Genomic DNA, 26,375 nt, shown 5'->3' on the forward strand with positions numbered 1-26,375 from the left:
TCTCTCGCCCGCACCAATCCTGACACAGTCTAACTACACAGGGTGCACGGGCATCTTGCTCGTTCTTCCGATCCTGCGAGTGCTGCGTTTCCAAGAACGGGCAAGATGCCCGTGCACCCGAGACTCGCTGTTCAAGACACCTTGACGCCGCCTCGCCCGATCTGTTCCCTGGGGCATTGCCGACGGCTCTGCTTCGGCCGACGGTCCGGCGCAGGCAGCGACAGGGAGCTTCGAGGATGCGGTTTTCACTCCGGCCGATGCTTGCCGGTCTTGCCTTTGTGCTGGTCGGGTGCACGGCTCTCTCCGCTCCTGCTTGGGCGGACAAGCGCATCGCCTTGGTGATCGGCAATTCGGCCTATCGCAACACCGTGCCGCTGCCCAATCCCCGCAACGATGCCACCGACGTCGCCAAGGCCCTGAAGGCGGTCGGCTTTACGGTGGTCGAAGGCTATGACCTCGACAAGCGCGGCATGGACGATGCCTTCAGGCGTTTCGCCAACGAGGCCGAGGGCGCCGATGCGGCGCTGTTCTATTATGGCGGCCACGGTTTCCAGTTCCAGGGCTCGAACTATCTGATGCCCGTCGATGCCAAGCTGACCGGCGTCGGCGATGTCAATTACGAGATGGCGCGGGTCGACGACATCCTCAACGACCTGCAGCGCGCCAACGGCGTGCGCATCGTCATGCTCGATGCCTGCCGCGACAATCCCCTGGCCCAGCAGCTTTTGTCCAAGGCGAGTCCGACGCGTTCGATCGGCATCAGCCGCGGCCTCGCGCGCATCCAGCAGACGGCCGGCAGCGTGATCGCCTATTCCACCCAGCCCGGCGCCGTCGCCGCCGATGGCGGCGGCCGCAACAGCCCCTTTGCCGCGGCCTTTCTGGGGGAGGTCGGCAAGCCTGGGGTCGAGATTGGTGCCTTGTTCCGCCGTGTCGCCGCCAATGTCTACAAGGCCACCAATGAGCGGCAACTGCCCGAGGTGACCTTCTCGCTGCTCGGCGATTTCTATTTCGCGGGCGGCGCTGCGGCGCCCACCCCGGTGCCGCCTGTATTGCCCACGCCTGCACCACAGACGCCCGTACCCGCGCCACTCGACGCTGCTGCCCAGGCTGCGGTGGAAGGATGCGACAAGATGGCGGCTTCGCCACAGGACATGGACCGCCCCTCCGGCGTGCCCGGTGTCGAGTTCAACCGCATCCAGCCCCGCCTGGCCGTCGAAGCCTGCCGGGCGGCCCTGGCCGCCGCTCCCGAGGATCGGCGCGTGCAGTTCCAGCTGGCGCGGGCGCTCGATGTCGCCGGCAGCGATGCCGAGGCGCGGGACCTGCTGACCAAGGCCGCCGCCGCGGGCTCGGTCTCGGCCATGTCGGACCTGGCCCTGATGCTGGAGACGGGCGAGGGCGGCCCCATGGATCTGCCGCGTGCCGTGGCCCTGTTCGACCAGGCCGCGGCGGCCGGCAATATCTCGGCTATGCGCAATATCGCCATCGAGTTCGAGAATGGTACCGGCCGCCCGCGCGATGCCGTGCAGGCGGCGCAATGGTACCGGAAGGCCGCCGACACCGGCGATCCGCAGGCGATGGGCTTCCTGGCCGTGCTCTATCTGCAGGGCACGGGCGTGCCCAAGAATGCTGGAGAGGCGCGCCAATGGATCGACAAGCTCGTCGAGACCGAGCACACCCAGACCATGCTGCGGGTCGGCTATGTGCTGCTCGGCCAGACTGGAGCGGTGAAGGATTTCGCCACGGCCCGCAAGCTGTTCCAGCGTGCGGCCGAACTGGGCGATGGCGACGGCAACGTCATGCTCGGGAACATGGCGGCCAACGGCATTGGCGGGCCGCGCGATTTCGGCAGGGCCACGGATTTCTTCGAGAGGGCCGCGGCGATCGGCAACCTCAATGCCAAGGCCAGCCTGATACCGTTCCTGATGGCGGGGGCTGGTGGCATCAAGCGCGATCCCGGCAAGGCGGCCGACTACGGCCTGGAAGCCTTGAGGGGCGGCTCGCCGGTGGCCCGCGGTCTCCTGATCGACAAGGCCTCGACCTCGCTTACGCCGCAGCTGCGCAAGGCCGTCGAGCAGCGGCTGGCCAAGGCCGGCCTGCTCAATCGCGCCCCGGACGGCAGCTACGGGGCCGACACGTTGGCAGCCCTGCAGGCCTTCGTGCTGGCGAAATAGGCCTCTTCGATGGCAGATAGGGCCTGTTTCTGACGATACAGGCAGGAATCGCAGGTCATGTCATCAACAGGACAGCAATCCCCAACAGGAACTGTCCCATGCGTCTGCGTCTTGCCCTAGCCGCCCTCATCGCGAGCGCCACCCCGGTCCTGGCCGCCGACCTCGGCTACACCACCGCCGAGCCGATCGCCCCGGTGGTGCCCTATAGCTGGACCGGCTTCTATGTCGGTGCCCATGCCGGGGCCGTGTTCGGCAATGCCAGGATCAGTGCCGACATCGGCGGCTATCGTCAGAATTTCAACGACGTCGGTTTCATCGGCGGCCTGCATGCCGGCTACAATTACCAGTTCGAGAACAATGTGGTGGTCGGGCTGGAAGGCGACATCGACTACACCTCCCTGTCGAAGACGCGCCACAGCGTCGCCGGTGCCGTCCCTTATAGCGTCCGCTTCAAGAGCGACTGGCAGGGCTCGATCCGCGGGCGGGTCGGCTATGCCTTCGACCGCTTCCTGCCTTATCTGACCGCCGGCGTCGCCTTCGCCAACCAGAAATACAACGTCAACGCCCCCGGCCTCGGGGCTTTTTCGGCCAGTACCACCCGGGCCGGCTGGACCGTCGGCGCCGGCCTCGAATATGCGCTCAACGACAATTGGTCGGTGCGCGGCGAGGTGCGCTACAGCGATTTCGGCAAATGGCGGATCCGGGCGGCCAATCCAGGCAAGGTCCGTTTCCACGAGACCACGGCCCTGCTCGGCGTGAGCTACAAATTCTGAAGGCGAGGGGCCGGACAGGCGATGATCGTGGCGTGATCCCACCAGGGATTGCGGCGGATACGGTGATCCACGATGTCGAATCCGGCCTCACCCAATTCGGCCAGGAGTGCCGGCAGCGGCCTGAGAGTACGGCTTGGAACGCCGCCGTCGACAAGGCATTGGCGTTCCACGTCATAGCGGGCACACGCTTCGGGCGAACGCGGCGGGCCGCACATGGTACTGGCGATGAAGATGCCGCCTGGCTGCAGAATGCGGCGAATTTCCGCCAGGCAAAGGCTGCGATCCGCGCCGATCAGGCAGTGCAGGCAGGCGCCGTCGAAGACCAAAGCGAAAGATGCCGCGTCGAAATCGGGCATGGTGCGCACATCACCCCGGATGAAATGGCCAGCAAGCCCGGCGGCCTCGAAGGTTTCATGGGCCCAGTCGATGGCCGTTGGCGAGATATCGATGCCGTGCACCCGATAGCCGCGTTCGGCCAGCAGCAGGGCTGCCATGGCGGCATTGCCGCAGCCGAGTTCGAGGGCAGGGCACGGGGCAGGCGGCAGGAGATCGGATCGATGGAGGTCGTCCAACATCGCAGCGAGCTTCAGCCGATTGCCGGCATGACAATCTCCGGCCCAACCCGGCAGGCCGGCGGCGCGCAGGTCCCGGTATCGTTTCTCGTAGTCCTGCATGCTTACCCGGAGGCTCGACCTTCCGCCGTGTTTACGTCAAACTTCGCGCTGACCTCAGGGAAGCAAGCGTGAGTCTGGGGGAATCATGAAGAGCATTCATGGCCTGATTGCCATCACATTCATCGCGACCCTGGGGATTCTTGCAACCGGTCCGAACGGCTCGGCTTGGGCCGCCGGGACCTGCGAGCACCGGGCCGCGCCGGCCGGGGCAAGCGGCAAGCGGGTGGCTGTCATCGTCGGCAATGGCGGCTATGGCAATGGCATTCCAGCCCTGCTCAATCCGTCCAGGGACGCCGAGGCTGTCGCCAAGGCGATGGGGGCGCTCGGCTTCGAAATCTTCCTCGCCGGTGATGCCGACAGCGCGAGCCTGCAGAACTGCCTCGCCACCGCCTATGCCGGCGCGGTCGGGGCCGATGTGGCGATGTTCTATTATTCCGGCCACGGCATCCAGATCAAAGACGAGAACTATCTGGTGGCCACCGATGCCACCTCGAAGGATCTCCAGCATGGCTTCGTGCCGGTGCAGCCGATCGTCGACACGCTGCAGAAAGGCGCCAAGGCGACCCTGGTCTTCCTCGATGCCTGCCGCAACAACCCGATGGCCGAGGGCGGTCAGGCCGGGCTTTCGGTCTCGACCGGGCGCGGCCTCGCCCGGGTCGAGGGGGCGGGAGCCACGGCAGCGCCGGGCGCCGTGCAGGCGCGCGGGCTGATGGTGGCCTATGCCACCTCGCCCAATGCGGTGGCGCTGGACGGCAAGGGCGAGCTCAGCCCCTTCACCGGTGCCTTCGTCAAGGCGGTCGGCACCTCCGGCTATTCGATCCAGCGCATCATGAGCGACGTCACCAAGGCGGTGGGGGAAGAGACCGATTGGGCCCAGACGCCCTGGATGAAATCCTCCCTGACCGACGAACTCAAGCTCGGCGGCGGCCAGACCCTGGCCGAGGCCCAGTCCGTCTCCAACAATCATGCCACCCGTTCGCTGGAACTGCTCTACCAGGACAGTGACAAGCAGGCGGCGATCATCGAGGCGCTGAAGGGACTGCCCTCCCAGTCGGACGATACTGCGCTGAAGCGCTTTCCCAAGGCCTATCTGGCGCTCTACACCGCCGTTCAGAGCCGCCAGATCAAGCTGCCCGTCGACACGGGCAAGACCATTCTCTGGACTGCTGTCTCGCCGCTGGACCGCGTTGGCCTCCTGGCGTCCAGTGCCGACTACCAGTCCGGCGAACTCGATTTGTGGTCGACGGACAAGGGCAAGATCGTGGCGAGGCTGGCTCTTGAGACGGGCGCCCGCAATCTGCTGTTCAGCCCACACGGCAAGTTCCTCGCCGTGAGCTCCTCCGGCAAGGTCTCGGTCTTGAACGGGCTTGATGGCACCAAGCTGTTCGACCTGCCGCGCGAAGGCGCGGTCTCCATGATGGATTTCAGTCCGGATGAGAGCCGTCTGCTGCTGGCGGGCGACAATTCCGGGTTCCTGACGGTCATTGACGTCGCCACGGGCAAGCCCATGATCCGGATCAAGGAAAGTGCGCTTGGCCTTGGCAAGGTCAACGCCTCGAAAGTGGCTTCCGCCGTCTTCGGCGGCAATGATGCGATCTGCCTCAGGCTTCAGGCCGACCTGATCCGTGCGCAGAAGGCACCCGGCGGGAATGCGGTGGCGATCTTCGATCTGCGCGAGAGCCGCACCACCCATCTGCGCTCGATCGATGCATCCATTGAGCGCGTGTTGTGCGATCCCACACGCAAATATCTGATCGGCGCTTCTTCCATCGGCTTGGGCGATGGGCTCCTGGAAATCTGGGATCTCGCCCGCGATGAGATGACCGAAGTCAAGACGACGAACGAGAAGGTCGACGGGCTCGATCCAAGCGGGCGCTATGTCCGGACGACTGATCTGAGCGGGCGCAAGGGCGGCTTTGTGTATGAACTCGCCACCGGCAGGAAGGTGAGCCTTGCCGCCATTCCTGACGGGTTCCAGAATTCCGGGCCCCTCGTCTACAATATGTCGGGCGGGGTCGTCGGCCTGGACATGACCTCGAATCCCTGGCGCGACTGGCCGGATGAGAGCCTGTTCGGACCAAGCCTGGTGCAGAAGGCCGAGGCGGGATTGACCCCGCCGCAACGCCAGGAAGTCGCACGCGACCGGATCACCTTCGCCGAGGTTGCCACCGCACCGTAGAGCGACGCCGGCGTGGACCTTGAGCCGATTTCGGCTAGGGTTCTTCCGCAGACGGCCATTTGTTTTCGGGGTGACACCAGGAGGCAGCATGGAAAACGACATTTACACCACGGCCCTGCTCGCTCTGGGTGGCCTGTTCATAGGCCTGGGGTTGGTGATTGCCATTCTGTGGGGTTCGGCGGCCTGGGAGAGGCGGCGCCTTTCCAGACGGCGCCGCTTGCGCCCGCTCTCTTTCGCTTTTGCGGCATCGGAGTGGGACGCCAGCGACACCGATGCTCCGGTCGGCAGCGGGGATGGCCATGGCGGCTGCGGGCATGGCGACGGAGGGCATTGAGGCAATTGTGCTGGGACCAGCGCTTGCGACGGCCAGGCCGGTCCTGCGCCTGCCTGGGGTGGCGGGTTTCGAGCCATGGCCATGGAGGCTGCGACGCGCTGCGCCATCGGGGTCTAAGAGGAACTGGGATGGCAGGAGATCGTCCATGTCATCCACCCCGGCAACCAGGCCTCCATCGCTGAGACCAGAAGGCTCGGCTCGGAGCGGTGGGGCTCGACCGAGTTGCCCCGCCCTACAGCGGTACCCTCTGCGAACTCTACGGGCAGCGGCGCGGATAGGGGTTCCGGCGCGCGGGGGCAGGAACAAACTTCGCGCTCAAAGGTTTCATTTTTTTACGATCATATCTTGACGTTAACGTAAACTGAATATATCTCCCGGTCATCTGCAAAGCAGGGGTCTCCGATGTCACTGAGCGAGATGGCATTCGCCGAAGAAGCAACCGACCCGCGCAAGGGTGGACAACGCAAGGAGCAGTTCACCATCCACGAATTGGTCACCGAATTCGAGGTGACCTCGCGTACCCTGCGTTTCTATGAAGAGAAGGGCCTGCTGATCCCCACCAGGCGGGGGCAGGAGCGCATCTATTCCCGTCGCGATCGCGCACGCCTCAAGCTCGTCCTGATGGGCAAGAGCGTCGGCTTCTCGCTCGAGGAGGTCAAGTCGATGCTCGACCTCTACGATCTCGGCGATGGCCAGGCCACGCAGCTGCGCGTCGCCCTCGAGCGGTTCGAGGAGAAGCTCGCCGAGCTCGACCGTCGCCGCCGCGACATCGACCACGCCTATGCCGAACTCAGCCATGCGCGCGACATCGTGCGCGGTCGTCTCGGCCGCCAGCAGAAATAATTCAACAGGAGCAGACCGATGCCCAGCTACAAGGCTCCCGTGGAGGATGTGATGTTCCTCCTCAACGACGTGCTCGACATCAACAAATACAACAATCTCCCCGGCTTCGAGGACGTCTCGCCCGAGACCGTGGGCGCTATTCTCGGCGAAGGCGCCAAGATGTGCGAGGAGTTGCTGCAGCCTCTCAATGCCAGCGGCGACCGTGAAGGCTGCATCCGTTCCGACGACGGCACGGTGACGACGCCGGATGGTTTCAAGCCGGCCTACCAGGCCTACCGCGAAGGCGGCTGGGTCGGCTTGCCGGCCCCGGCGGAATATGGCGGCGCCGGACTGCCGGCGGTGCTCAACTCGGTCATGCAGGAATTCGTCTCGGGCGCCAATCTGGCTTTCGGCATGTATCCGGGCCTGACCCAGGGCGCCATCGCGGCTTTGCTCGAGCATGGCAGCGACGCGCAGAAGCAGACCTATCTGCCCAAGATGATAGCCGGCGAATGGACCGGCACCATGAACCTCACCGAGCCGCATTGCGGCACTGATCTCGGCCTGATCCGCACCAAGGCCGTGCCCGCCGGCGATGGCTCCTACAAGATCTCCGGTACCAAGATCTTCATCTCCGCCGGCGAGCATGACCTCGCCGACAATATCGTGCATCTGGTGCTCGCCCGCATCGAGGGCGCGCCGGCGGGTACCAAGGGCATCTCGCTGTTCGTCTGCCCGAAACGTCTCGTCAATGCCGACGGCTCCCTCGGCGCCGGCAACAAGGTCTCCTGCGGCAAGATCGAGGAGAAGATGGGCATTCACGCCAATGCGACCTGCGTGATGAACTACGAAGAGGCGACCGGCTATCTCGTCGGTGTCGAGAACAAGGGCCTCGCCGCCATGTTCGTGATGATGAACGAGGCGCGGCTGGCCGTCGGCATGCAGGGCCTGGCGCTCGGCGAGGTCGCCACCCAGAATGCCGCGGTCTATGCCCGCGAGCGTCTGCAGGGCCGGGCGCTCACCGGTGCCAAGGAGGCCGACAAGGCGGCCGATCCCATCATCGTGCATCCCGATGTCCGCCGCACCCTGATGACGGCCCGCGCCCTCAACGAAGGCGGCCGCGCTCTGGCGCTCGCCACCGCGCTGCAGGCCGATATCCATCGCCGTTCGCCCGATGCGCCCGCCCGCCAGGCCGCCGACGATCGTCTCGGCCTGCTGACCCCGATCGTCAAGGCCATCCTCACCGAAAACGGCCTGCAGAATGCGATCAATAGCCAGCAAATGTTCGGCGGCCACGGTTATATCGCCGAGGTTGGTGTCGAACAGTTCGTGCGCGACGCCCGCATCACCCTGATCTATGAAGGCGCCAACGGCATCCAGGCCCTCGACCTCGTCGGCCGCAAACTGCCGCGTGACGGCGGCCGTGCCATGATGGCCTATCTCGGGGAATTGAACGGTTTCCTCAAGGCCCATGAGGCGGACGAGGCCCTCAAGCCCTATATTGCGCCCCTGAAGGCTTCGGCCGGCCATCTGCAGCAGGCGACGATGTGGCTGATGCAGAATGCCCTGGCCAAGCCCGACAATGCCGGCGCGGCTTCGACCGATTACCTGCATCTCTTCGGCCTGGTGGCGCTCGGCTATATGTGGGCGCAGATGGCCAAGGCAGCGTTGGCAATGGGAGAGAGCGATTTTGCGAAGAACAAGCTGATTACGGCGAAATTCTTTGCCGATCGGTTGCTGCCGGAAACCGGACTGCGCCTGGCCCGCGTCACCGCCGGTGCCGGCGACGTGATGGCCCTGTCGGCCGAGGCGTTTTGATCGGAGCGCGGACATCTTGTCCGCCCTTGCAGGCCAGATAATCTGATGGGGAAGAGCGGACAGGATGTCCGCGCTCCCAGGGAGAGACCCAATGAGCGAAGCCTTCATCTACGACGCCGTGCGCACACCGCGCGGCAAGGGCAAGGCCGACGGCGCCCTGCATGAGGTCACCAGCCTGTCGCTGGCGAGCCAGACGCTGCGGGCCGTGGCCAAGCGCAACGAACTCCCCGAGAATGCGGTTGAGGACGTCATCCTCGGCTGCGTCGATCCGATCGGCGAGGCCGGTGGCGACATCGCCCGTATCGCCGCGCTGCATGCCGGTCTTGGCGAGAAGGTGCCGGGCGTGCAGATCAACCGTTTCTGCGCCTCGGGCCTGGATGCGGTGAACCTGGCGGCCGGCCAGATCGCCGGGGGCCAGAAGGATCTCGTCGTCGCCGGCGGCGTCGAGAGCATGTCGCGCATCGGCATGATGGCCTCGGGCGGCGCCTGGGCGCTCGATCCCTCCAGCGCGGTGCCGACCTGGTTCATGCCCCAGGGTATTTCAGCCGACCTGATCGCCACCAAATATGGCTTCTCGCGGGACGACGTCGACGGCTATGCGGTTGAGTCGCAGCGCCGCACCGCCCAGTCCTGGAGCGAGGGGCGCTTCGCCAAGTCCGTCATCGCCGTCAAGGACATCAACGGCCTGACTATCCTGGACAAGGACGAGCATATGCGCCCTGCTACCACCATGCAGTCCCTGGCCGCCCTCAACGCCTCTTTCGTGCAGATGGGCGAGATGGGCGGCTTTGACGCCGTCGCGGTGCAGTCGCATCCGGAGGTCGAGAAGGTCAGCCACGTCCACCACGCCGGCAATTCCTCCGGCATCGTCGACGGTGCTTCCGCTGTGCTGATCGGTTCGGCCGAGGCCGGCAAGCGTTTCGGCCTCAAGCCGCGGGCCCGTCTCCGGGCGGCGGCCTCGATCGGCTCGGATACCGCCCTGATGCTGACCGGCCCCGTCGACGTCACCGAGCTCCTGCTGCGCAAGGCCGGCATGAGCAAGGCGGACATCGACCTCTTCGAGATCAACGAGGCCTTTTCCTCGGTCGTGCTGCGCTACATGCAGGCCTTCGATCTCGATCCAGCCAAGGTCAATCCCTGCGGCGGCGCGATCGCCATGGGCCATCCGCTCGGCGCCACCGGTGCGATGATCCTGGGCACCGCCCTCGATGAACTCGAGCGTACCGGCAAGTCGACAGCCCTGATCACGCTGTGCGTTGCCGCCGGCATGGGCGCCGCCACCATCATCGAGAGGGTGTGACCTCTTTTCCTTCTCCCCTTGCGGGTGCCGTCAACTCTCTTGAGTTGACTTGAGGTGCCCCGAAGGGGCGGATGAGGGGTCTTGCGGCCGTTCATCCGGAATCGAATGAGCCCTCGAAACCCTGAGAGGTTTCGTCCACCCCTCATCCGGCGCTGCGCGCCACCTTCTCCTGCAAGGGGAGAAGGAAATTGGCTGGAGCCATCTCATGAACCTCACCAATTTCCGCTTCGATGTCGACGGCGACGGCATCGCCCTCGCCACCTGGGACATGCCGGGCCGCTCGATGAACGTCATCACCGTGGAGGTGATGGAAGAACTCGGCCAGATTCTGGAGCGCGTCACCGCCGATGCCGCCATCAAGGGCTGCGTCATCGCCTCGGGCAAGGACGCCTTTTCCGGCGGCGCCGATCTCACCATGCTCGAGGGCATGGGCCAGCGTTACGCCAAGGCGCGGGCCGAGCTCGGCGAAGACAAGGCGATGGAGACCTTCTTTGCCGAGAGCCGCTTCCTGTCGCAGCTCTATCGCCGCATCGAAACCGCAGGCAAGCCCTTCGCCGCCGCCATCAACGGCGTCTGCCTGGGCGGTGCTTTCGAACTCACCCTGGCCTGCCACTATCGCGTCGGCGCCTCCGACAATGACAAGGCCCGCGTCGGCTTGCCTGAAGTCAAGGTCGGCCTGTTCCCCGGTGCCGGCGGCACCACCCGCGTGTCCCGCCTGATGAAGCCGGACCAGGCCCTGCAGATGCTGCTCAAGGGCGACCAGCTGCGCATCGGCCAGGCTCAGAAGATGGGCCTGCTGCACGCTGTCGCCCCGCGCGAGGAGCTGGTTGCCAAGGCCAAGGATTGGATCAGGGACGGCGGCTCGCCCGTGGCGCCCTGGGATGTCGAAGGCTTCCGCCTGCCCGCAGGCCCGGTCTATTCGAAGGCCGGCATGATGGTATTCCCGCCGGCCAACGCGCTCTATCGCCGCGAGACCTACGACAATTATCCCGCGGCCCGCGCCATCCTGCAGACGGTGTATGAGGGCCTCCAGCTGCCCTTCGACCGCGCGCTGACGGTGGAATCGCGCTATTTCGCCCATGTGCTGCGCTCGACCGAGGCGCGCTCGATGATCCGTACCCTGTTCGTCTCCATGCAGGAGCTCAACAAGGGCGCGCGCCGTCCGGCCCTGCCGCCGTCGAACCTCAAGCGCGTCGGCGTGGTCGGCGCCGGTTTCATGGGCGCGGGCATCGCCTATGTCTCGGCTTTGGCCGGGCTCGACGTGGTGCTGGTCGATCGCGACCAGGAAGCCGCCGACAAGGGCAAGGCCCATTCCGACGGTCTGATCACCGGCCAGATCAAGAAGGGCCGCGCCTCGATGGCGGACAAGGAAGCCCTACTCGGCCGCATCACCGCCACGGCCGATTTCGGTGCGCTGGCCGGCGTCGACCTCATCGTCGAGGCCGTGTTCGAGGATCGCACCGTCAAGGCCGAGGTGATCAAGAAGATCGAGGCGGTGATCGGCAAGGACACCATCTTCGCTTCGAACACGTCGACGCTGCCGATCTCCTCGCTGGCCGAGAACTCGGCCCGACCCGAGCAGTTCATCGGCGTGCATTTCTTCTCGCCTGTTGACAAGATGCTGCTGGTCGAGGTGATCAAGGGTGCCAAGACCGGCGACAAGGCCATTGCCGTCGCGCTCGACTTCGTGCGCGCCATCCGGAAGACGCCGATCCTGGTCAATGACGGCCGCGGCTTCTTCGCCAATCGCTGCGTGCTCAACTATATCCGCGAAGGCCATCTGATGCTGGGCGAGGGCGTGCCGCCGGCGATGATCGAGAATGTCGCCCGGGCCGCCGGCATGCCGGTCGGGCCGCTCTCGCTCAATGACGAGGTCGCGATCGACCTGGCCTGGAAGATCCTGCAGGCCACCAAGAAGGACCTTGGCGAGGCCGCCGTCGATCCGGCGCAGGAGAAGCTGCTCGACGCCCTGCTCAACCAGCATGGCCGCCTCGGCCGCAAGAACGGCAAGGGCTTCTACGACTATCCGGCCGGCGCCTCCAAGCGGCTATGGCCGGGCCTGTCGGACCTCCAGGCGGTGAAGCTCGATCCCGATACCATCGACCAGAAGACGCTGAAGCACCGTTTCCTGGTGGTCCAGGCGCTGGAAGCAGCCCGCACGGTGGAGGACGGCATCATCACCGACATGCGCGAAGCGGATGTCGGCTCCATCCTCGGCTTCGGCTTTGCGCCCTTCACGGGGGGAGCCCTGTCCTATATCGACGGCGTGGGCAGCAAGGCCTTCGTGGCTCTGTGCGACAAGCTCGCAGCCGCCTATGGCCCGCGCTTTGCGCCCAATAAGCTGCTGCGCGACATGGCCGTCAAGGACGAGCGTTTCTATCAGCGCTTCAAGCCTGAAAAGAAGGCGGCGTAAGGTTGTGGGGAGTGTCGACCAGGAGTCCGTGCTTCGGAGCGCGGACTTCTCAGCGACATGTCTTCATGTCGCGATGTCCGCATCTTTGAACCACAGAGCTAGCAGAAAGAGGCGGACAGGATGTCCGCGCTCCAAACTTACCGCAGTCCCTTCTTGATCTGCCGGATCAGGCCGGGGCCTTTGTAGACCAGGCTCGAATAGAGCTGCACCAAGGTGGCGCCGGCCGCGAGCTTGGCTTTGGCGGTCTCGGCCGAATGGATGCCGCCAACCCCGATCAGGGGGAAGCGGCCGCCGACGCGCCGGGCCGTCTCGGCCAGGACCTGGGTGGAAAGCTCGAACAGTGGGGCCCCCGACAGGCCGCCGGCTTCCTTGGCCGTCTCGCTCTCCCTCAGCGTCTCCGGCCGCGATATCGTGGTGTTGGAGACGATCATGCCGTCGAGCTTGTGGGCGAGCGCCCGGTCGACGATGTCGTCGAGCTCGAACATGGTGATGTCGGGCGCGATCTTGAGAAGCAGCGGTCGGCGCGGCCCGATGAGCGCAGCCGTATCGCGCGCCTCCACCGCACGGGCCAGCAACTCGTCGAGCGCCTCGCGCTTTTGCAGATTGCGCAGGCCCGGCGTGTTGGGCGAGGAAATGTTGAGGGTGAAATAGGAGGCGACGGGGGCGAAGACGATGATGCCGGCGGCATAGTCGGCAGCCTTGTCCTCGCTGTCCTTGTTGGCGCCGACGTTGACGCCGAGAATGCCGCGGCCCTTGCGGGCCTTGAGCCGGGCCAGCACGGCGGCATGGCCCTGATTGTTGAAGCCGAAGCGATTGATGACGCCCTCGTCCGCCGGCAGGCGGAACAGGCGGGGGCGGGGATTGCCCTCCTGGGGCCGCGGGGTGACGCTGCCGATCTCCACGAAGCCGAAGCCGAGCCTGAACAGGGGATCGACCACCTCGGCATTCTTGTCGAAGCCCGCCGCCACGCCGACCGGATTGGGGAAATCGAGCCCGAAGGCCTTCACCTGGAGCGAGGCCGGATCGGGCAGGGACGGAGGGATCGGCAGGCTGCGCAGGGCGGAGAGGGTGGCCTCATGCGCCTCTTCGGGATCCATGCGAAACAGGCGGGGGCGGATGAGGGCGAAGGCGGCGCCGATCATGGCTGCTGGCTCGAGAGAAATTCGAGCGGGAAGACATGGCGGCCATCCGCTCCGAGCGGCAGTGGCGCCGTCCATTCGATCAAATCGAGGGGCAGGGCGGCATAAAGGTGGGGGAACAAGGCGCCGCCGCGCGAGACTTCCCATTTGAGGGCTTCGCCGAGCCTGTCGGCTTCGACGGCGGCGAGGACGAGATCGTCCTGGCCGGCGAAATGCCGCGCCGCCGTCTCCTGCGCCGTCTCGGCGGAGGAGAAATGGATATAGCCGTCCTGGACGTCGATGGGGGCGCCGTCGAAACGCCCGGCAGCCTCGGCGTTGCGCCATTGCTGCGCCGTCAGGATCTTGAAAATGAGCGCCATATGTCCTCCAGCCTTTCGCCGCACGTCCTCTACAGGGCCTGAAGACTTTACGAAAGGGCCTGCCGCAGGGCGCCTGCACGGATTTTCCATCGGATACAGGGCTTCGAGGCTTGAATACGCCACGACAATGACGGATTGACGCCTTGTTCATGCCTTTCCCTGAGTGGAAAGCAAATGTCGCAAGCTGCGGTAGCCCTTGCTTAACCCGGCGCTGATATGACTGATCTGATTGTAATGATTTTGGAAGGCTGGGATGGCGCAGGGCCAACGGCGCATGGTTGAGCGGGTCGAACCCCGTTTCGAGCCCGAAAAGGGCGAGGAAGCCGATCAGGGCGATAGTTTCCGCCTGACCCGGGAAGACCGCCCCGCGCCGGTACCGCTGGAGTTGCGCGAGCGCTCGCCCTCCCGCGCCAAGACCGCGCGCTCGAGCAAGGGCTGGAGCCTGTTCGGCGGATCCTCCTCGCGGGGCGGCGGCTCCAACCGTCGTGGCGGCGGGGGCGGCGGCGGCAGTTCGGGAAGCGGGCGCAAGCCCAAGCGCCGGCGCTCCATGCTCTATCGCCTGACCTACTGGTCCTTCCTGCTGTGCATGTGGGGCCTGCTCGGCGTCGGTGGCGTCGTGGCCTGGTATGCCGCCAATTTGCCGCCGATCCAGAATCTGGAAGTGCCTCCGCGCCCGCCCAATGTGAAGATCGTCTCGGCCGACGGCACCGTCATCGCCAATCAGGGCGAAATGGGCGGCGCCGCCATCTCGATCAAGGACCTGCCGAAATATGTGCCGCAGGCCTTCATCGCCATCGAGGACCGGCGCTTCTATTCCCATTACGGCGTCGATCCGCAGGGCCTGGCCCGCGCCGGCTATGTCTATCTCACCACCCACCGCCTGACCCAGGGCGGCTCGACGCTGACGCAGCAGCTCGCCAAGAACGTCTTCCTCACGCCCGAGCGCAGTCTGCGCCGCAAGATCCAGGAAGCCATCCTCGCCGTCTATCTCGAGCGTAAATTCTCCAAGAACCAGATCCTGGAGATGTATATCAACCGCGTCTATTTCGGCGCGGGCTCCTACGGCATCGAGGCCGCGGCGCAGCGCTATTTCCGCAAGCCCGCCAAGGAACTCACCATTGCCGAGGCCGCGACCCTGGCCGGCCTGGTCAAGGCGCCGTCTTCGCTGGATCCAACCAAGAACCCCAAGGGCGCGCATGACCGGGCCCAGCTCGTGCTCGACGCCATGGTCGATACCGGCGCGATCAGCGCGCAGGACGAGAAGACGGCCCTGGCCACGCCCGTCAAGGTTTCCAAATTCGCCGCCCGCTCTTCCGGCAACTATCCGGCCGACTGGATTTCCAACCAGCTCAGCGACCTCACCGGCCCGCTCGACACCGACGTGGTGGTGGAGACCACCATCGATGCCAAGCTACAGAATCTTGCCGAACAGTCCCTGCGCCAGGGCCTCGACAAGTCGGGCGGCAAGCTGCGCGTGAGCCAGGGCGCCCTGGTGGCGATGGATCCCGATGGTGCCGTCAGGGCCATGGTGGGCGGGCGCTCCTATGCGGAGAGCCAGTTCAACCGGGCGATTTCGGCCTATCGCCAGCCTGGCTCCACCTTCAAGCCTTTCGTCTATCTCGCCGCGCTGATGAACGGCGCGACGCCCGATACCGTCCGTGATGACGCCCCGATCACCCTGGCGGGTTGGAGCCCGAAGGACTTCTCGCGCGAATATCGCGGCCCGGTGTCGCTGACCACGGCGCTCGCCCTCTCGCTCAACACGGTAGCGGTGCGCCTGTGCGCCGAAGTGGGGCCGAAGGCAGTGGTCGCCGTCGCCCACAGCCTCGGCATCAATTCCAATCTCGATCCCAATCCCTCCATCGCCCTCGGCACGTCGGAAGTCACGCCGCTGGAGATCACCTCGGCCTATGCCACCTTCGCCAATGGCGGGCGCATGGTGATCCCCTATGTGGTCAAGCGCATCAGGACCGAGAAGGGCAAGGTGCTGTTCCAGCGCCAGGCGCCCGGCAATCAACGCGTCATCGAGGACGACAAGGTCGGCATGATGAATGCGATGATGAGCCAGACCCTGACGGTCGGCACCGCGCGCAAATATGGCCTGCCGGGCTGGCAATCGGCCGGCAAGAGCGGCACCAGCCAGAACTATCGCGATGCCTGGTTCATCGGCTACACCAGCCACATGGTAACAGCCGTCTGGCTCGGCAATGACGATGGCACCTCCACCTCGCGCATGACCGGCGGCAGCCTGCCGGCCCAGATCTGGAACGAGTTCATGCGCGGTGCCCATAAGGGCGTGCCGCCGGCGCCGCTGCCGGGCCGTCCGTGGGTGCGCGAGGCGCCGCCGCCGGAGGACGTCATCGCGCAGCAGCCGCAATTCGACGGCGCACCGGAGGACCAGCCGGTGGCTGTCGAGCCGGTAATGACGGCGAATGCGCCGCGCAACACCGGTCGGCCGATCGCGGACTGGCTGAACCGGGTGCTGGGACGGTAAGTTTTGGGGGGCGGGTCTTCGGACCCGCCTTCTTTGCCTTCAGGCGCTGTGTTTCAGGCGGGTCCGAAGACCCGCCCCCCAAATCACCCCAGATCCATCTCGAACCAGTTGGCCTGATGGCGCGGCCAGCGCCGTGGCGTCACGAAGACCGCATCGAAACGCTGGACCAGCAAGGCGTGATCGGGATGGCGTGCCAGCCAGGCCCGGGCCGCGGTGGCGATGCGTCGCTGCTGGGTGGGCGTGATCGCTTCGAGCGCCATCGCCAGATCTGCGCGTGCCTTCACCTCGACGAAGACCAGCGTGCCGCCGCGGCGGGCGATCAGGTCGATCTCGCCGCCCGGTACCTTGAAGCGTCGGGCGAGCAGGCGGTAGCCCTTGAGGCGCAGCAGCCAGCCGGCCCGTGTCTCGGCATTGAGGCCGACGCGGAAGGCGGCCTGGCGTTCGAGCCTGCTCAAGAGGCCCTGCTGCGGCGCTCCGAGGCCATCTCGACGGCACGGGCATAGACATCGCGCTTGGGCAGGCCGAGGCGGGCCGAAACGGCGGCGGCGGCATCCTTGACCGAAAGCGTATCGAGCGCGGCAGCCAGCGAAGCCTCGATGTCGTCGGCGCTGGCCTTTTCCTCGACCGGCGGTCCCACCACCACCACGATCTCGCCCCGCGGTTCGTCGGCAATGGCAAAATCGGTGGCCAGCGACACGAGCGTGCCGCGATAGACCGTCTCATAGGTCTTGGTGAGCTCCCGTGCCACGCTCGCGGCGCGGTTGCCGAGCGCCGTCGCCATGGCAGCCAGGCTGTCGGCGAGGCGCGGGCCGCTTTCATAGAAGATCAGCGTGGCCGGGATGGTCTTGAGCTCCGCAAGGCGATTGGCGCGCGCGCCGTCCTTGCTGGGCAGGAAGCCTTCGAAGAAGAAGCGATCGGTCGGCAGGCCGGCGACGGCGAGCGCAGCCAGCGCGGCAGAGGGGCCGGGTGCGGCAAAGACGGGAATATTCTCTTCGATGGCCTCGCGCACCAGCTTGAAGCCGGGATCGGAGACCATGGGCGTACCGGCGTCCGAGACCAGGGCAACGCCCTGGCCGCTGGTCAGCCGCTCCAGGATCTGGGGCCGCACGCGGGGGGCGTTGTGGTCGTTATAGGCCAGGAGCTGGGCGCTGATACCATAATGGTTGGTGAGGCGGCTGGTGACGCGCGTATCCTCGCAGACGATGAGATCGGCGGCGGCCAGCGTGGTCAGCGCCCGCAGCGTGATGTCCTGGAGATTGCCGATGGGCGTCGCCACCACATGGAGGCCCGGCAGCAGGGAGGGAGCGGTCAAGCGCTGGCCATGCAGCAAATAGCTGTGTTCGGCGCCGACGATGGAGGGGGAGAAATCTGGACGCATGGGGTCCTGCCTTTGCCGGCCGCGAGTCGCAATCCGCAGCCTGTTCTCCTGTGTAGCTCCTTGAGAATCAAAGGCAAGTTGATCTTCCGGCCGGGGTGATCAAGATAGAGGCATTACGCCATCAAGAGAGAGATTTCATGAAGCCCGGCCCGAACGACGTCCTGTTGGTGATCGACGTGCAGAATGATTTCTGCCCGGGTGGGGCGCTGGCCGTGCCCGACGGCGATTCGGTGGTGCCGGATATCAACCGGATGGCCGTGGATTTCGCCCATTGCGTGCTGACGCAGGACTGGCACCCGCCCGGCCACTCCTCCTTCGCCTCCAGCCATCCGGGCAAGGCGCCGTTCACCACGACGACCATGCCCTATGGCGAGCAGACGCTCTGGCCTGATCACTGCATCCAGGGCAGCCCGGGAGCCGAGTTCCATCCCGGCCTGGCCCTGCCCAGGGCGGAGATGATCATCCGCAAGGGCTACAATCCCGCCATCGACAGCTATTCGGCCTTCTTCGAGAACGACCGCACGACGCCGACCGGGCTCTCGGGCTATCTCAAGGAACGCGGTCTCGGCCGATTGTTCTGCGTGGGCCTCGCCACCGATTTCTGCGTGCGCTTCTCGGCCGAGGATGCCAGGCGCCTGGGCTTCGAGACCATCGTCGTGCTCGATGCCTGCCGCGGCATCGACCTCGGCGGATCCGTCGCGGCGGGGATTGCCGCGATGCGCGAGGCGGGCGCCACCCTGGTCGACCGGATCTAGGGCGTGTTGGTCTTCTCAGCTCCATTGAGCCCGGCCGGTGGGGCGGTCTGCAGAGCCTGACTCAAGACCAACAACGGAACCGGGAGAAATTCCACCTTTGTCATGCCCGGGATAGGCCCGCTGATGACAAAGGTCGAGGTTCCCGTGACTTCTCGATCAGGCCCTGAAGACCGGCCCACCAGGAATCAATGCGCCTGCGCGGTCGCCGCCGTTTGCGGCATGGCGCGGTGCAGATGTCGGGTCAGCCGCTTCTCCAGCAGGTTCCAAACATGGGCGATGGCGAAGACCATGATCAGATAGAGGATCGCCGTCCACATATAGGCCTGGAAATCGAAGGTGCGCGAGAAGGCAAGGCGGGTCACGCCCATCAGTTCGGGGACTGCCACCAGGGCGGCGACCGAACTCGCCTTGAGCATCAGGATCAGCTCGTTGCCATAGGGGCGCAGGCTCACCATCAGGGCCTGGGGCAGGATGATCTTGCGGAAGATCTGGCCCGAATGCAGGCCGAGGGCGAGGCCTCCCTCGGTCTGGCCCCGCGGCAGCGACTCGATGCCGCCGCGCAGGATTTCGGCCTGGTAGGCGGCGGTGTTCAGGGTGAAGGCGATCACCGCGTAGTAGAAGCCGTCGCGCAGCAGCCACCACAGGCCCAGGTCCTCGAACAGGGATTTGTGGGCGCCGAGAAAGATGCCGAGGCCGTTATAGATCAGATAGACCTGAGCCAGCAGCGGCGTGCCGCGAAAGAAGTAGATATAGCCAAAGGCCAGCCCCCGCAGGACCGAATTGCGCGACATACGTGCCATTGCGATCGGAAAGGACAGCAGGGCGCCCAGCACCATGGCCAGGGCGACCAGCAGCAGTGTCAGGCGCAGGCCGGCCAGGAAACGCGGGCCATAGGTCGCCAGCAGGTCGCTGTTGAGGCCGATATCGCCGACGAGAGCAAGAAATCCGGACCAGAGCGTCTCCATGCTCAGGCCCTCGCCAGCTTCTGGCCGCGATTATAGTGCCTTTCCAGCATTGTCTGGGCGATGCCGGACAGGATGGCCATTACCAGATAGAGCAGGCAGCAGGCCGCGTAGAACAGCAGCGGTTGCTTGGTCGCGAAGACGGCCCTGTTGGTCATGTACATCAATTCGCTGACCGCGATGGCGGAGACCAGCGAGGTGTCCTTGAGGAGCGCCATCCAATTGTTGCCGAGTCCGGGCAGGGCCGTGCGGATCAACTGCGGCAGGATGATCTTGCGGAATGTCACAACGCGGCTGAGGCCCAGTGCCGCCGCGCCCTCGCTTTGTCCCCTGGAAAGGCTGCGCAGGGCGCCGAGCCAGACCTCGCTGGAAAAAGCGCCGAGCACCAGGCCGAGGGCCACGAAACCGGCGGCGAAACCGCTGACCTCGATCTGGATGCCCAGCCCGAGCGCCGCCAGAAGTGTATTGATGGCGGACTGGCCCAGGAAATAGACGATCAGGATGGTGAGCAGTTCGGGCAAGGCGCGGAACAGCGAGGTGTAGATGCCGCAGACGATGCCGAGCCAGATGGGACCGCCATGCTTGGCCATCGCCACGCCGAGCCCGAGCAGCAGGCCGAAAGGCAGGGTACACAAGGCCAGGCCCAGGGTCATCATGGCGCCCTGCAGCAGCGGGGTGCCCCATCCCGTTGCGCCAAATCCCAGAAGTTCCATTCCATGCCCCCGCCGCTGAGCCCTCGGGATATGGCTCTGGCACCGGATTCGGTGCCAGGCCGATCAAAGCGCTGCCAGGTCAGGCCGACAGCTGCATTCGATGCAGCCGGCCAAAAGCGTTTTGTGATTTGGCACAATCGCCAAGAATCGCAAAAACGCGTCTGACCAAAGAGTTAGAGCAAGGCAGCGTTTCCTTTTAAACGCGCTTTGCTCCAGGCCTGACGCGTCTCAGGCGGTGGCGTCAGGGCACCCAGAGGTCGAACGGAAAATATTTCTCGTTCAGCTTCTTGTAGGTGCCGTCGGCGTGAATTTCCTCGATCGCCTTGCTGATGGCGTCGCGAAGATCGGTGTCCTCCTTGCGCACGGCCGCACCGACACCGAGGCCGAAATATTTGACGTACTTCTTGATGTCGATCTCGGCCTTGATCTCGCAGCATTTGCCGGCATCGGATTTGAGCCATTCCATCATGGCGCTCTTGTCGGCTTCCACGGCGTCGATACGTCCGGCGGCGAGGTCGGCATTGGCCTCGTCCTGGGCGGGATAGAGCTTCACCTGGGCGCCGCCGGGGCCGATCTCACCCTCAAGGAAGTTGGAATGGATGGTGGAGGACTGGGTGCCGACGATGGAACTCTTCAGGCCGTCGGCGTCGAAGGATGTGATCTTGCTGTCCTTGGGGGCGACCCAGACGGCCGGCGTCTGGTAGTAGGACCTGGAAAAATCGACCTGTTTCTTGCGCTCGTCCGTGATCGACATCGAGGCGAAGATGGCATCGTATTTGCCGGCCTTCAGGCCGGGAATGATGCCGTCCCAATCCTGGGCAACCACGGTGCATTTGGCTTTCAGCTTCTCGCAGACGGCCTTGGCGATGTCGACGTCGAAGCCGACGATCTCGCCCGACGGCGTCAGGCTGTTGAAGGGAGGATAGGCCCCCTCGGTGCCGATCTTGATGGTCGACCAGTCCTTGGCGTGGGCCATGCCCATGCTGGCCATCAGCGCCAGTGCACCGGCGGCGAATGTTACGAAACGCATAAAACCTCCCTGGGTAGTATCGGAATGCTTCTTGGCTGGTGTCGTGCAAATGTCATCCCGTCGGGCGAATGAAACACCGCCCCCAGGCAAAAGCAATAGGGCTGGGATGGCGCCCGATGGTCGCTTTCGCTTCGTCGCTCTTGCTAAGGCTGGGCGTTTGTGATCACAATTCCAGGATGAGTCACTGGGATCCGTCCGATGAAATCCGTCTATTCCGAGCGTCACAAGGGCCATGCCGGCAATGTCGAACTGGTGGCCGGTGCCATCGTCCCGGCCTTCGAGATGCCCTCGCGCGCCGAGTTCATTCGCGCCCGCATCGACGAGGTCGGGCTCGGCCCGGTGCTGGCACCGCAGACCCATTCGCTCGATGCCGCCCGGCGCGTGCACAAGCCCGATTTCATCGATTTCCTCGGGCGGGCCTATCCGATGTGGAAGGCCGCCGGGCGCGAGGGCACCGCGATGCCCTTCACCTGGCCGACGCGCGGCCTCAGGGGTGACAGGCCGCCGGAATCGATCGAGGCGTTGCTCGGCTATTATTCCTTCGACGCCGGCGCTACCTTCGTGGAGGGGACCTGGGACGCGATCAGATCCTCCTACGAGGTGGCGCTGACCGCCGCCGGACTGGTCAAGGGCGGCGAGAAATCGGCCTTCGCCCTCTGCCGCCCGCCCGGCCATCATGCCGGTTCCGGCTTCATGGGCGGCTATTGCTTCATCAACAATGCGGCCGTGGCGGCGCAATGGTTCCTCGACAATGGCGCCCGCAAGGTCGCGATCCTCGATGTCGACTACCACCACGGCAACGGCACGCAGGAGATCTTCTACGAGCGTGACGACGTGCTGGTGCTCAATCTGCACGGCGACCCCGCCAATGAATATCCCTTCTTCCTCGGCTTTGCCGACGAGAAGGGCGCCGGCAAGGGGGAGGGCTTCAACGTCAACTATCCGATGCCGGCGGGCACGACCTTCGAGGTCTGGGGCGCGGCGCTGGACGATGCTTGCGCCAAGGCGGCGGCCTACAAGCCCGACGTGCTCCTGGTCTCGCTCGGGGTCGACACTTTCGAGAAGGATCCGATCAGCGCCTTCAAGCTGAAGACCGAGCATTATCCGCTCATCGGCGCGCGCATCGCCAAGCTCGGCCTGCCGACGCTCTTCGTGATGGAAGGGGGTTATGCCGTGGCCGAGATCGCGGTGAATGCCGTCGGCGTCCTCACCGGCTTCGAGGGCGCATGATGGCCAAGACGACATTCGGGGTGGTGCAGTTCGCCTGCACCGACAATATTGAAGACAATGTTGCCACCGCGACGCGCCTCGTGCGCGAGGCGGCCGGTGCCGGTGCCCAAATCGTGCTGGTGCAGGAACTGTTCGAGGATCTCTATTTCTGCCAGGAGGAGAAGGCCGAGCATTTCGCCAAGGCCCGCACGCTGGACCAGGACCATCCGACCCTCAAGGCCATGCGTGCCCTGGCCGCTGAGCTCGGCGTGGTCCTGCCCGTCAGCCTGTTCGAGCGTGCCAACCAGGCCTATTACAACAGCCTGGTCATGGTCGACGCCGATGGCGGCGTCCTCGGCCTCTACCGCAAATCCCATATCCCGGACGGGCCCGGCTATGAGGAGAAGTTCTATTTCCGGCCCGGCGATACCGGTTTCAAGGTCTGGCCCACCCGCTTCGGCACCATCGGCGTCGGCATCTGCTGGGACCAGTGGTTCCCCGAGGCGGCGCGGTCCATGGCCCTGATGGGCGCGGATGCGCTGCTCTATCCCACCGCGATCGGCTCGGAGCCCGCCACCGGCTTCGATTCGATGGAACACTGGCGCACGGTGATGCGGGGCCATGCCGGCGCCAACATCATGCCGGTGATGGCCGCCAATCGCATCGGCGTCGAGCGTTTCGGCGAACAGGAACTGACCTTCTACGGCTCCTCCTTCATTGCCGGCCAGCATGGGGAATTGCTGGCGGAAGCGGGGCGCTCCAGCGAAGCGGTGCTGACGGCAAGCTTCGATCTCGAGGCGATTCGCGCCGAACGCGCCGCCTGGGGCCTGTTCCGCGATCGCAGGCCCGAGCTTTACGGCCGTATTGCTACTGGAGACGGCAGTCTTCCCCTGCGATGACTGGTTCGTGAGGCGATAAAACTTGAACGCGACGCGGATCGGCGCAATCATGACAGTGTGACGACAGGCCGTTTACACAGGAGGCGTCATGACGGAGGCTGATCCGCCGGGATCGCTGTTTTCGCGAAGCGAAAGCGCAGATGTCGCGCACCTTCCCGCTTCGCGCCGCCCCGATCCACCCGCCATCGCCTTCGACCGGCACGAACTGCGCCAGATTATGAATCTTTACGGCCGCATGGTCTCCCATGGCGAATGGCGCGACTACGCCATCGATTTCCTGCGCGACAAGGCCGTGTTTTCCATCTTCCGGCGTGCCTCGGAGATGCCGCTCTACCGTATCGTCAAGGATCCCTCCCTCGCCCAGCGCCAGGGCGCCTATAGCGTGCTGGCCCCGACCGGCATGATCCTCAAGCGTGGCCATGACCTGGCGCGCGTGCTGCAGGCCATCGACAAGCCGCTGCGGCTGGTGGTGTGAGCGCGCTCTTGATTCGCATGGGGTGAACGGCAATCAGCCAAGCCGCAATGCCTGGGCCTCCTCGCCCCGTTCTTACGGGGAGAGGTAAGGTGAGGGGTGGCGCTGTGGCTGGGTAAGGCTGTGTAGGCCTCACCCTTACCCTCTCCCCGCTTTGCAGGGCGAGGGGGGCTTCGATGTGGCTGCTCCGTCCTTGAGGACTTCAACTCGCCCGTCCGTTATGCCCCGCCATCACGCAGAGCAGTTCGAACATCAGCGTCGCGCCGGTCAAAGCGGTGAGGCCGGACGGATCGAGCGGAGGGGAGACTTCCACCAGGTCCGCGCCGACCAGATGGGCGCCTTCCATCAGGCGGATCATCGCCTGGGCCTCACGCGTCGACATGCCGCCGATCTCCGGCGTGCCGGTGCCGGGTGCGAAGGAAGGGTCGAGCGCATCGATGTCGAAGCTGAGATAGGCGGGCTGGTCGCCGATGATGGCGCGCGCTTCGGCCATGACATCGGCCACGCCGCGAGCCATGAACTCCTCGATGAAGACGATGCGGACCCCGGCGGCCCGGGCGAAGTCGTAATTGGCGGCATCGGAGATCGCGCCGCGAATGCCGATCTGGATCATGCGCCTGGGATCGACCAGCCCCTCCTCGATGGCGCGGCGGAACGGCGTGCCATGGTTGTAGCGGCTGCCGAAGAAGCTGTCATAGGTGTCGGAATGGGCATCGAACTGGACGAGGCCGACCGGCGCCTGTTTCGCCAGGGCACGCAGGATGGGCAGGGTGGTGAGATGGTCGCCTCCCGCCGTCAATGGGCGGGCGCCGGCGGCCTGGATCTGCGCATAAAAGGCCTCGATGCTTTCCAGGCTCGCCATCAGGTCGAGTGGGTTGATCGGTGCGTCGCCGCAATCGCCGGCCCGTATCCGGTCAAAGGGCGAGATGCCGGTGACATGGTGCACCCGCCGCACCAGGCTCGACTGGTTGCGAATCTCCCGGGGACCATGCCGCGCGCCGGTTCGGTTGGTCGCGCCGCCATCGAAGGGAATGCCGACGAGGGCGATGTCGATCTCGTCCGGTCGGGCCATGGGTAGGCGCATGAAGGTCGAGGGGCCGGCAAAGCGCGGCACAAGCCCCGAATCGAGCGGCTGGAAGGGATGGTTGCTGCTCACTTTTGGTTTCCTGTCCGGGAGCCTGAGACGATCAGTCGATGGTGTAATGCGCATCCCGGGGCATGCAGTCGGCGCCGTTCACCGGCACCAGGTCCTGGGGACAGGCCGAGAAGACGACGATCAGGTCCATCTCGGCCTTGAGGCGGACATGGGAGCCCGGCGTCGACACCGGCGGCTGGAAGGAGACGCTGCCATCGGCGCCGACCGGGATGTTCATGAACAGGTTGAGCGGGCTGGGTGTCTCCGCGCCGGTGACGCCGAGCGAAGCCAGGGCATGCGCCAGATTGTCGGTGCAGCTGTCGTGATGACCGACATGGCCGAGCTGCTCATAGCGATAGCGGTCGCAGGCGGCGATCAGCGTGTCGTGGATTCCGCCGGAATTGTCTTCGACCAGGGTGAGCATGGGACGCCGGCGATTGCTGCGCAGCGTGTCGCCGAGCTGGGGATTGACGCGCAGCATGGCGCCGCGGCTGTGCTCCATCGACATGAACTCGCCGGGATCCTGGGCATTGAAGGCCCAGCTGTCGACGACCTGGCTGCCATGGGTGTTGATGACGGTCACCGTCTGCCCGGCCTTGACCCGCTCCGCCACGCCCTTGCGTGCCGGGATGAGGCGCAATTCGCCCTTCGCTCGCCCCTCGATGCCCATTCGTGCTGCCTCCCTTGAATTTGCTTCGGCGCCTGATGCGCTCAACCTTTGGTGCGCAGCCTTAGCGCAATTTCTTTACGAACTCCGCTACCACCGGTGCCAGCCTGGTGACGATCGCGTCGACGCCGGCAGCGGTCGGATGCATGCCGTCGGCCTGGTTGAGGCCCGGTGTGCCGGCGACCCCATCCAGGAAGAAGGGATAGAATTCTGCCCCATACTGGTTGGCGAGATCGGGATAGATGCCATCGAACGCCTTCTGGTAGTCGGCGCCGAGATTGGGCGCGGCGCGCATGCCCATGAGCAGGACCGGGATCTTGCGCTCCTTGAGCCGCTCCAGCATGGCCGCGAGATTGGCCCGGGCGAGCTTGGGATCGATACCGCGCAGCATGTCGTTGGCGCCGAGTTCGAGCAGCACAGCCTTGGTGCCGTCGGGGACCGACCAGTCGAGCCGGGCAAGGCCGCCGTCGGTGGTGTCGCCGGAAACGCCGGCATTGTCGATCGTCACTTCGATGCCGAGCTTGGCGAGGGCTGCCTGCAGCTTGGCGGGATAGGCATCCCCAGCTTCCAGGCCGAGCCCAGCGGTGAGGCTGTCGCCCAGGGCCACCAGCCGCAGCGGTTCGGCAGCTGCCGACACGGTCGTGAGCGGGGTCATGACAAGCAATGTGAGAATTGCCAC

At 65.3% G+C, this 26,375-nt stretch carries 24 protein-coding genes; 13 read left to right on the forward strand and 11 right to left on the reverse strand.

Annotated elements, in window-relative coordinates; all coding sequences use genetic code 11:
* Nucleotides 1–236: 236 nt before the first annotated feature.
* Nucleotides 237–2,171 carry a caspase family protein gene (locus QM672_RS00005; protein ID WP_415080266.1) on the forward strand — a complete coding sequence of 645 codons (1,935 nt, stop codon included), beginning with the start codon at nt 237–239 and terminating at the stop codon, nt 2,169–2,171.
* Nucleotides 2,172–2,269: 98 nt separating this feature from the next.
* On the forward strand, nt 2,270–2,944 hold the full coding sequence (locus QM672_RS00010; protein ID WP_415080267.1) for an outer membrane protein: 675 nt from the start codon (nt 2,270–2,272) through the stop codon (nt 2,942–2,944).
* Here the strand turns inward: QM672_RS00010 and QM672_RS00015 are convergent.
* Nucleotides 2,932–3,618: a class I SAM-dependent methyltransferase gene (locus QM672_RS00015; protein WP_415080268.1), complete on the reverse strand. Its 687-nt coding sequence runs from the start codon at nt 3,616–3,618 to the stop codon at nt 2,932–2,934. The genes QM672_RS00010 and QM672_RS00015 overlap by 13 nt on opposite strands.
* Before the next feature lie 85 nt (nt 3,619–3,703).
* On the opposite strand from QM672_RS00015, the gene QM672_RS00020 reads away from it, so the two are divergent.
* The 6 genes from QM672_RS00020 to QM672_RS00045 all read left to right on the forward strand — a co-directional run bounded on the left by QM672_RS00020 (nt 3,704) and on the right by QM672_RS00045 (nt 12,484).
* Nucleotides 3,704–5,797 carry a caspase family protein gene (locus tag QM672_RS00020; RefSeq protein ID WP_415080269.1) on the forward strand — a complete coding sequence of 698 codons (2,094 nt, stop codon included), beginning with the start codon at nt 3,704–3,706 and terminating at the stop codon, nt 5,795–5,797.
* 88 nt (nt 5,798–5,885) lie between these two features.
* Nucleotides 5,886–6,131, forward strand: coding sequence for a hypothetical protein (locus QM672_RS00025; RefSeq protein WP_394313867.1), 246 nt, complete (start codon nt 5,886–5,888; stop codon nt 6,129–6,131).
* A gap of 402 nt (nt 6,132–6,533) precedes the next feature.
* Nucleotides 6,534–6,974: a MerR family DNA-binding transcriptional regulator gene (locus QM672_RS00030; protein WP_311940930.1), complete on the forward strand. Its 441-nt coding sequence runs from the start codon at nt 6,534–6,536 to the stop codon at nt 6,972–6,974.
* Between the two features lie 18 nt (nt 6,975–6,992).
* Entirely contained in the window at nt 6,993–8,771 is a 1,779-nt protein-coding gene (locus QM672_RS00035) for an acyl-CoA dehydrogenase C-terminal domain-containing protein (protein ID WP_415080270.1), read from the forward strand.
* Nucleotides 8,772–8,862: 91 nt separating this feature from the next.
* Nucleotides 8,863–10,071, forward strand: a complete 1,209-nt coding sequence (locus QM672_RS00040; protein ID WP_415080271.1) for an acetyl-CoA C-acetyltransferase — start codon at nt 8,863–8,865, stop codon at nt 10,069–10,071.
* A gap of 205 nt (nt 10,072–10,276) precedes the next feature.
* Nucleotides 10,277–12,484 (forward strand): FAD-dependent oxidoreductase, encoded by a 2,208-nt coding sequence (locus tag QM672_RS00045; RefSeq protein ID WP_415080272.1) that lies wholly within the window; start codon nt 10,277–10,279, stop codon nt 12,482–12,484.
* 137 nt (nt 12,485–12,621) lie between these two features.
* Here the strand turns inward: QM672_RS00045 and QM672_RS00050 are convergent, their stop codons facing one another.
* Complete coding sequence (locus QM672_RS00050) at nt 12,622–13,626, reverse strand: quinone-dependent dihydroorotate dehydrogenase (protein WP_311940918.1); 1,005 nt, start codon at nt 13,624–13,626, stop codon at nt 12,622–12,624.
* Entirely contained in the window at nt 13,623–13,982 is a 360-nt protein-coding gene (locus QM672_RS00055) for a DUF952 domain-containing protein (protein WP_068299482.1), read from the reverse strand. The genes QM672_RS00050 and QM672_RS00055 overlap by 4 nt, the downstream gene beginning before the upstream one ends.
* A gap of 253 nt (nt 13,983–14,235) precedes the next feature.
* Here QM672_RS00055 and QM672_RS00060 point away from each other — a divergent pair, with 253 nt between their 5' ends.
* Nucleotides 14,236–16,476 (forward strand): transglycosylase domain-containing protein, encoded by a 2,241-nt coding sequence (locus tag QM672_RS00060; protein WP_311940910.1) that lies wholly within the window; start codon nt 14,236–14,238, stop codon nt 16,474–16,476.
* Between the two features lie 83 nt (nt 16,477–16,559).
* On the opposite strand, the gene QM672_RS00065 is transcribed toward QM672_RS00060, so the two are convergent.
* Both QM672_RS00065 and rsmI read right to left on the reverse strand, forming a co-directional pair.
* On the reverse strand, nt 16,560–16,931 hold the full coding sequence (locus QM672_RS00065; protein ID WP_311940906.1) for a YraN family protein: 372 nt from the start codon (nt 16,929–16,931) through the stop codon (nt 16,560–16,562).
* On the reverse strand, nt 16,928–17,854 hold the full coding sequence (rsmI, locus tag QM672_RS00070) for a 16S rRNA (cytidine(1402)-2'-O)-methyltransferase (protein ID WP_415080273.1): 927 nt from the start codon (nt 17,852–17,854) through the stop codon (nt 16,928–16,930). Before rsmI ends, QM672_RS00065 begins: the two co-directional genes overlap by 4 nt.
* A gap of 137 nt (nt 17,855–17,991) precedes the next feature.
* Between rsmI and pncA the strand changes: the two genes are divergently transcribed.
* On the forward strand, nt 17,992–18,609 hold the full coding sequence (gene pncA, locus QM672_RS00075) for a bifunctional nicotinamidase/pyrazinamidase (RefSeq protein ID WP_415080274.1): 618 nt from the start codon (nt 17,992–17,994) through the stop codon (nt 18,607–18,609).
* A gap of 185 nt (nt 18,610–18,794) precedes the next feature.
* On the opposite strand, the gene QM672_RS00080 is transcribed toward pncA, so the two are convergent.
* From QM672_RS00080 to QM672_RS00090, 3 genes are all read right to left on the reverse strand, one after another.
* Nucleotides 18,795–19,574 carry an ABC transporter permease gene (locus QM672_RS00080; RefSeq protein WP_415080275.1) on the reverse strand — a complete coding sequence of 260 codons (780 nt, stop codon included), beginning with the start codon at nt 19,572–19,574 and terminating at the stop codon, nt 18,795–18,797.
* Between the two features lie 2 nt (nt 19,575–19,576).
* Nucleotides 19,577–20,284, reverse strand: a complete 708-nt coding sequence (locus QM672_RS00085) for an ABC transporter permease (RefSeq protein WP_415080276.1) — start codon at nt 20,282–20,284, stop codon at nt 19,577–19,579.
* A 241-nt stretch (nt 20,285–20,525) separates the two neighbouring features.
* Nucleotides 20,526–21,314 carry a transporter substrate-binding domain-containing protein gene (locus tag QM672_RS00090; protein ID WP_311940891.1) on the reverse strand — a complete coding sequence of 263 codons (789 nt, stop codon included), beginning with the start codon at nt 21,312–21,314 and terminating at the stop codon, nt 20,526–20,528.
* Between the two features lie 198 nt (nt 21,315–21,512).
* Here QM672_RS00090 and QM672_RS00095 point away from each other — a divergent pair, with 198 nt between their 5' ends.
* The 3 genes from QM672_RS00095 to QM672_RS00105 all read left to right on the forward strand — a co-directional run bounded on the left by QM672_RS00095 (nt 21,513) and on the right by QM672_RS00105 (nt 23,897).
* On the forward strand, nt 21,513–22,544 hold the full coding sequence (locus tag QM672_RS00095; RefSeq protein ID WP_415080277.1) for a histone deacetylase family protein: 1,032 nt from the start codon (nt 21,513–21,515) through the stop codon (nt 22,542–22,544).
* Nucleotides 22,541–23,422, forward strand: a complete 882-nt coding sequence (gene aguB / locus QM672_RS00100; RefSeq protein WP_376717739.1) for an N-carbamoylputrescine amidase — start codon at nt 22,541–22,543, stop codon at nt 23,420–23,422. The genes QM672_RS00095 and aguB overlap by 4 nt, the downstream gene beginning before the upstream one ends.
* Nucleotides 23,423–23,510: 88 nt before the next feature.
* Nucleotides 23,511–23,897 (forward strand): DUF2794 domain-containing protein, encoded by a 387-nt coding sequence (locus tag QM672_RS00105; RefSeq protein ID WP_311940882.1) that lies wholly within the window; start codon nt 23,511–23,513, stop codon nt 23,895–23,897.
* Between the two features lie 199 nt (nt 23,898–24,096).
* Here the strand turns inward: QM672_RS00105 and speB are convergent, their stop codons facing one another.
* The 3 genes from speB to QM672_RS00120 form a co-directional block, all read right to left on the reverse strand.
* Entirely contained in the window at nt 24,097–24,978 is an 882-nt protein-coding gene (gene speB, locus QM672_RS00110) for an agmatinase (RefSeq protein WP_311941026.1), read from the reverse strand.
* A gap of 103 nt (nt 24,979–25,081) precedes the next feature.
* Nucleotides 25,082–25,699 (reverse strand): urea carboxylase-associated family protein, encoded by a 618-nt coding sequence (locus QM672_RS00115; protein ID WP_311940880.1) that lies wholly within the window; start codon nt 25,697–25,699, stop codon nt 25,082–25,084.
* Nucleotides 25,700–25,760: 61 nt separating this feature from the next.
* Nucleotides 25,761–26,351: an arylesterase gene (locus tag QM672_RS00120; RefSeq protein ID WP_311940877.1), complete on the reverse strand. Its 591-nt coding sequence runs from the start codon at nt 26,349–26,351 to the stop codon at nt 25,761–25,763.
* Nucleotides 26,352–26,375: the final 24 nt, after the last annotated feature.

Origin of the sequence: Labrys sp. (in: a-proteobacteria), from assembly GCF_047605565.1 — a bacterium.
Lineage (GTDB): Bacteria > Pseudomonadota > Alphaproteobacteria > Rhizobiales > Labraceae > Labrys > Labrys neptuniae.

Coding starts and splice junctions, on each gene's coding strand:
- QM672_RS00010 (WP_415080267.1), top strand. CDS start 2,270: ATGCGTCTGCGTCTTGCCCTAGCCGCCCTCATCGCGAGCGCCACCCCG.
- QM672_RS00005 (WP_415080266.1), top strand. CDS start 237: ATGCGGTTTTCACTCCGGCCGATGCTTGCCGGTCTTGCCTTTGTGCTG.
- QM672_RS00045 (WP_415080272.1), top strand. CDS start 10,277: ATGAACCTCACCAATTTCCGCTTCGATGTCGACGGCGACGGCATCGCC.
- QM672_RS00035 (WP_415080270.1), top strand. CDS start 6,993: ATGCCCAGCTACAAGGCTCCCGTGGAGGATGTGATGTTCCTCCTCAAC.
- QM672_RS00095 (WP_415080277.1), top strand. CDS start 21,513: ATGAAATCCGTCTATTCCGAGCGTCACAAGGGCCATGCCGGCAATGTC.
- QM672_RS00120 (WP_311940877.1), bottom strand. CDS start 26,351: ATGACCCCGCTCACGACCGTGTCGGCAGCTGCCGAACCGCTGCGGCTG.
- QM672_RS00115 (WP_311940880.1), bottom strand. CDS start 25,699: ATGGGCATCGAGGGGCGAGCGAAGGGCGAATTGCGCCTCATCCCGGCA.
- QM672_RS00105 (WP_311940882.1), top strand. CDS start 23,511: ATGACGGAGGCTGATCCGCCGGGATCGCTGTTTTCGCGAAGCGAAAGC.
- QM672_RS00090 (WP_311940891.1), bottom strand. CDS start 21,314: ATGCGTTTCGTAACATTCGCCGCCGGTGCACTGGCGCTGATGGCCAGC.
- QM672_RS00050 (WP_311940918.1), bottom strand. CDS start 13,626: ATGATCGGCGCCGCCTTCGCCCTCATCCGCCCCCGCCTGTTTCGCATG.
- QM672_RS00085 (WP_415080276.1), bottom strand. CDS start 20,284: ATGGAACTTCTGGGATTTGGCGCAACGGGATGGGGCACCCCGCTGCTG.
- speB (WP_311941026.1), bottom strand. CDS start 24,978: ATGCGCCTACCCATGGCCCGACCGGACGAGATCGACATCGCCCTCGTC.
- QM672_RS00020 (WP_415080269.1), top strand. CDS start 3,704: ATGAAGAGCATTCATGGCCTGATTGCCATCACATTCATCGCGACCCTG.
- QM672_RS00025 (WP_394313867.1), top strand. CDS start 5,886: ATGGAAAACGACATTTACACCACGGCCCTGCTCGCTCTGGGTGGCCTG.
- pncA (WP_415080274.1), top strand. CDS start 17,992: ATGAAGCCCGGCCCGAACGACGTCCTGTTGGTGATCGACGTGCAGAAT.
- aguB (WP_376717739.1), top strand. CDS start 22,541: ATGATGGCCAAGACGACATTCGGGGTGGTGCAGTTCGCCTGCACCGAC.
- rsmI (WP_415080273.1), bottom strand. CDS start 17,854: ATGCGTCCAGATTTCTCCCCCTCCATCGTCGGCGCCGAACACAGCTAT.
- QM672_RS00030 (WP_311940930.1), top strand. CDS start 6,534: ATGTCACTGAGCGAGATGGCATTCGCCGAAGAAGCAACCGACCCGCGC.
- QM672_RS00015 (WP_415080268.1), bottom strand. CDS start 3,618: ATGCAGGACTACGAGAAACGATACCGGGACCTGCGCGCCGCCGGCCTG.
- QM672_RS00040 (WP_415080271.1), top strand. CDS start 8,863: ATGAGCGAAGCCTTCATCTACGACGCCGTGCGCACACCGCGCGGCAAG.
- QM672_RS00055 (WP_068299482.1), bottom strand. CDS start 13,982: ATGGCGCTCATTTTCAAGATCCTGACGGCGCAGCAATGGCGCAACGCC.
- QM672_RS00060 (WP_311940910.1), top strand. CDS start 14,236: ATGGCGCAGGGCCAACGGCGCATGGTTGAGCGGGTCGAACCCCGTTTC.
- QM672_RS00080 (WP_415080275.1), bottom strand. CDS start 19,574: ATGGAGACGCTCTGGTCCGGATTTCTTGCTCTCGTCGGCGATATCGGC.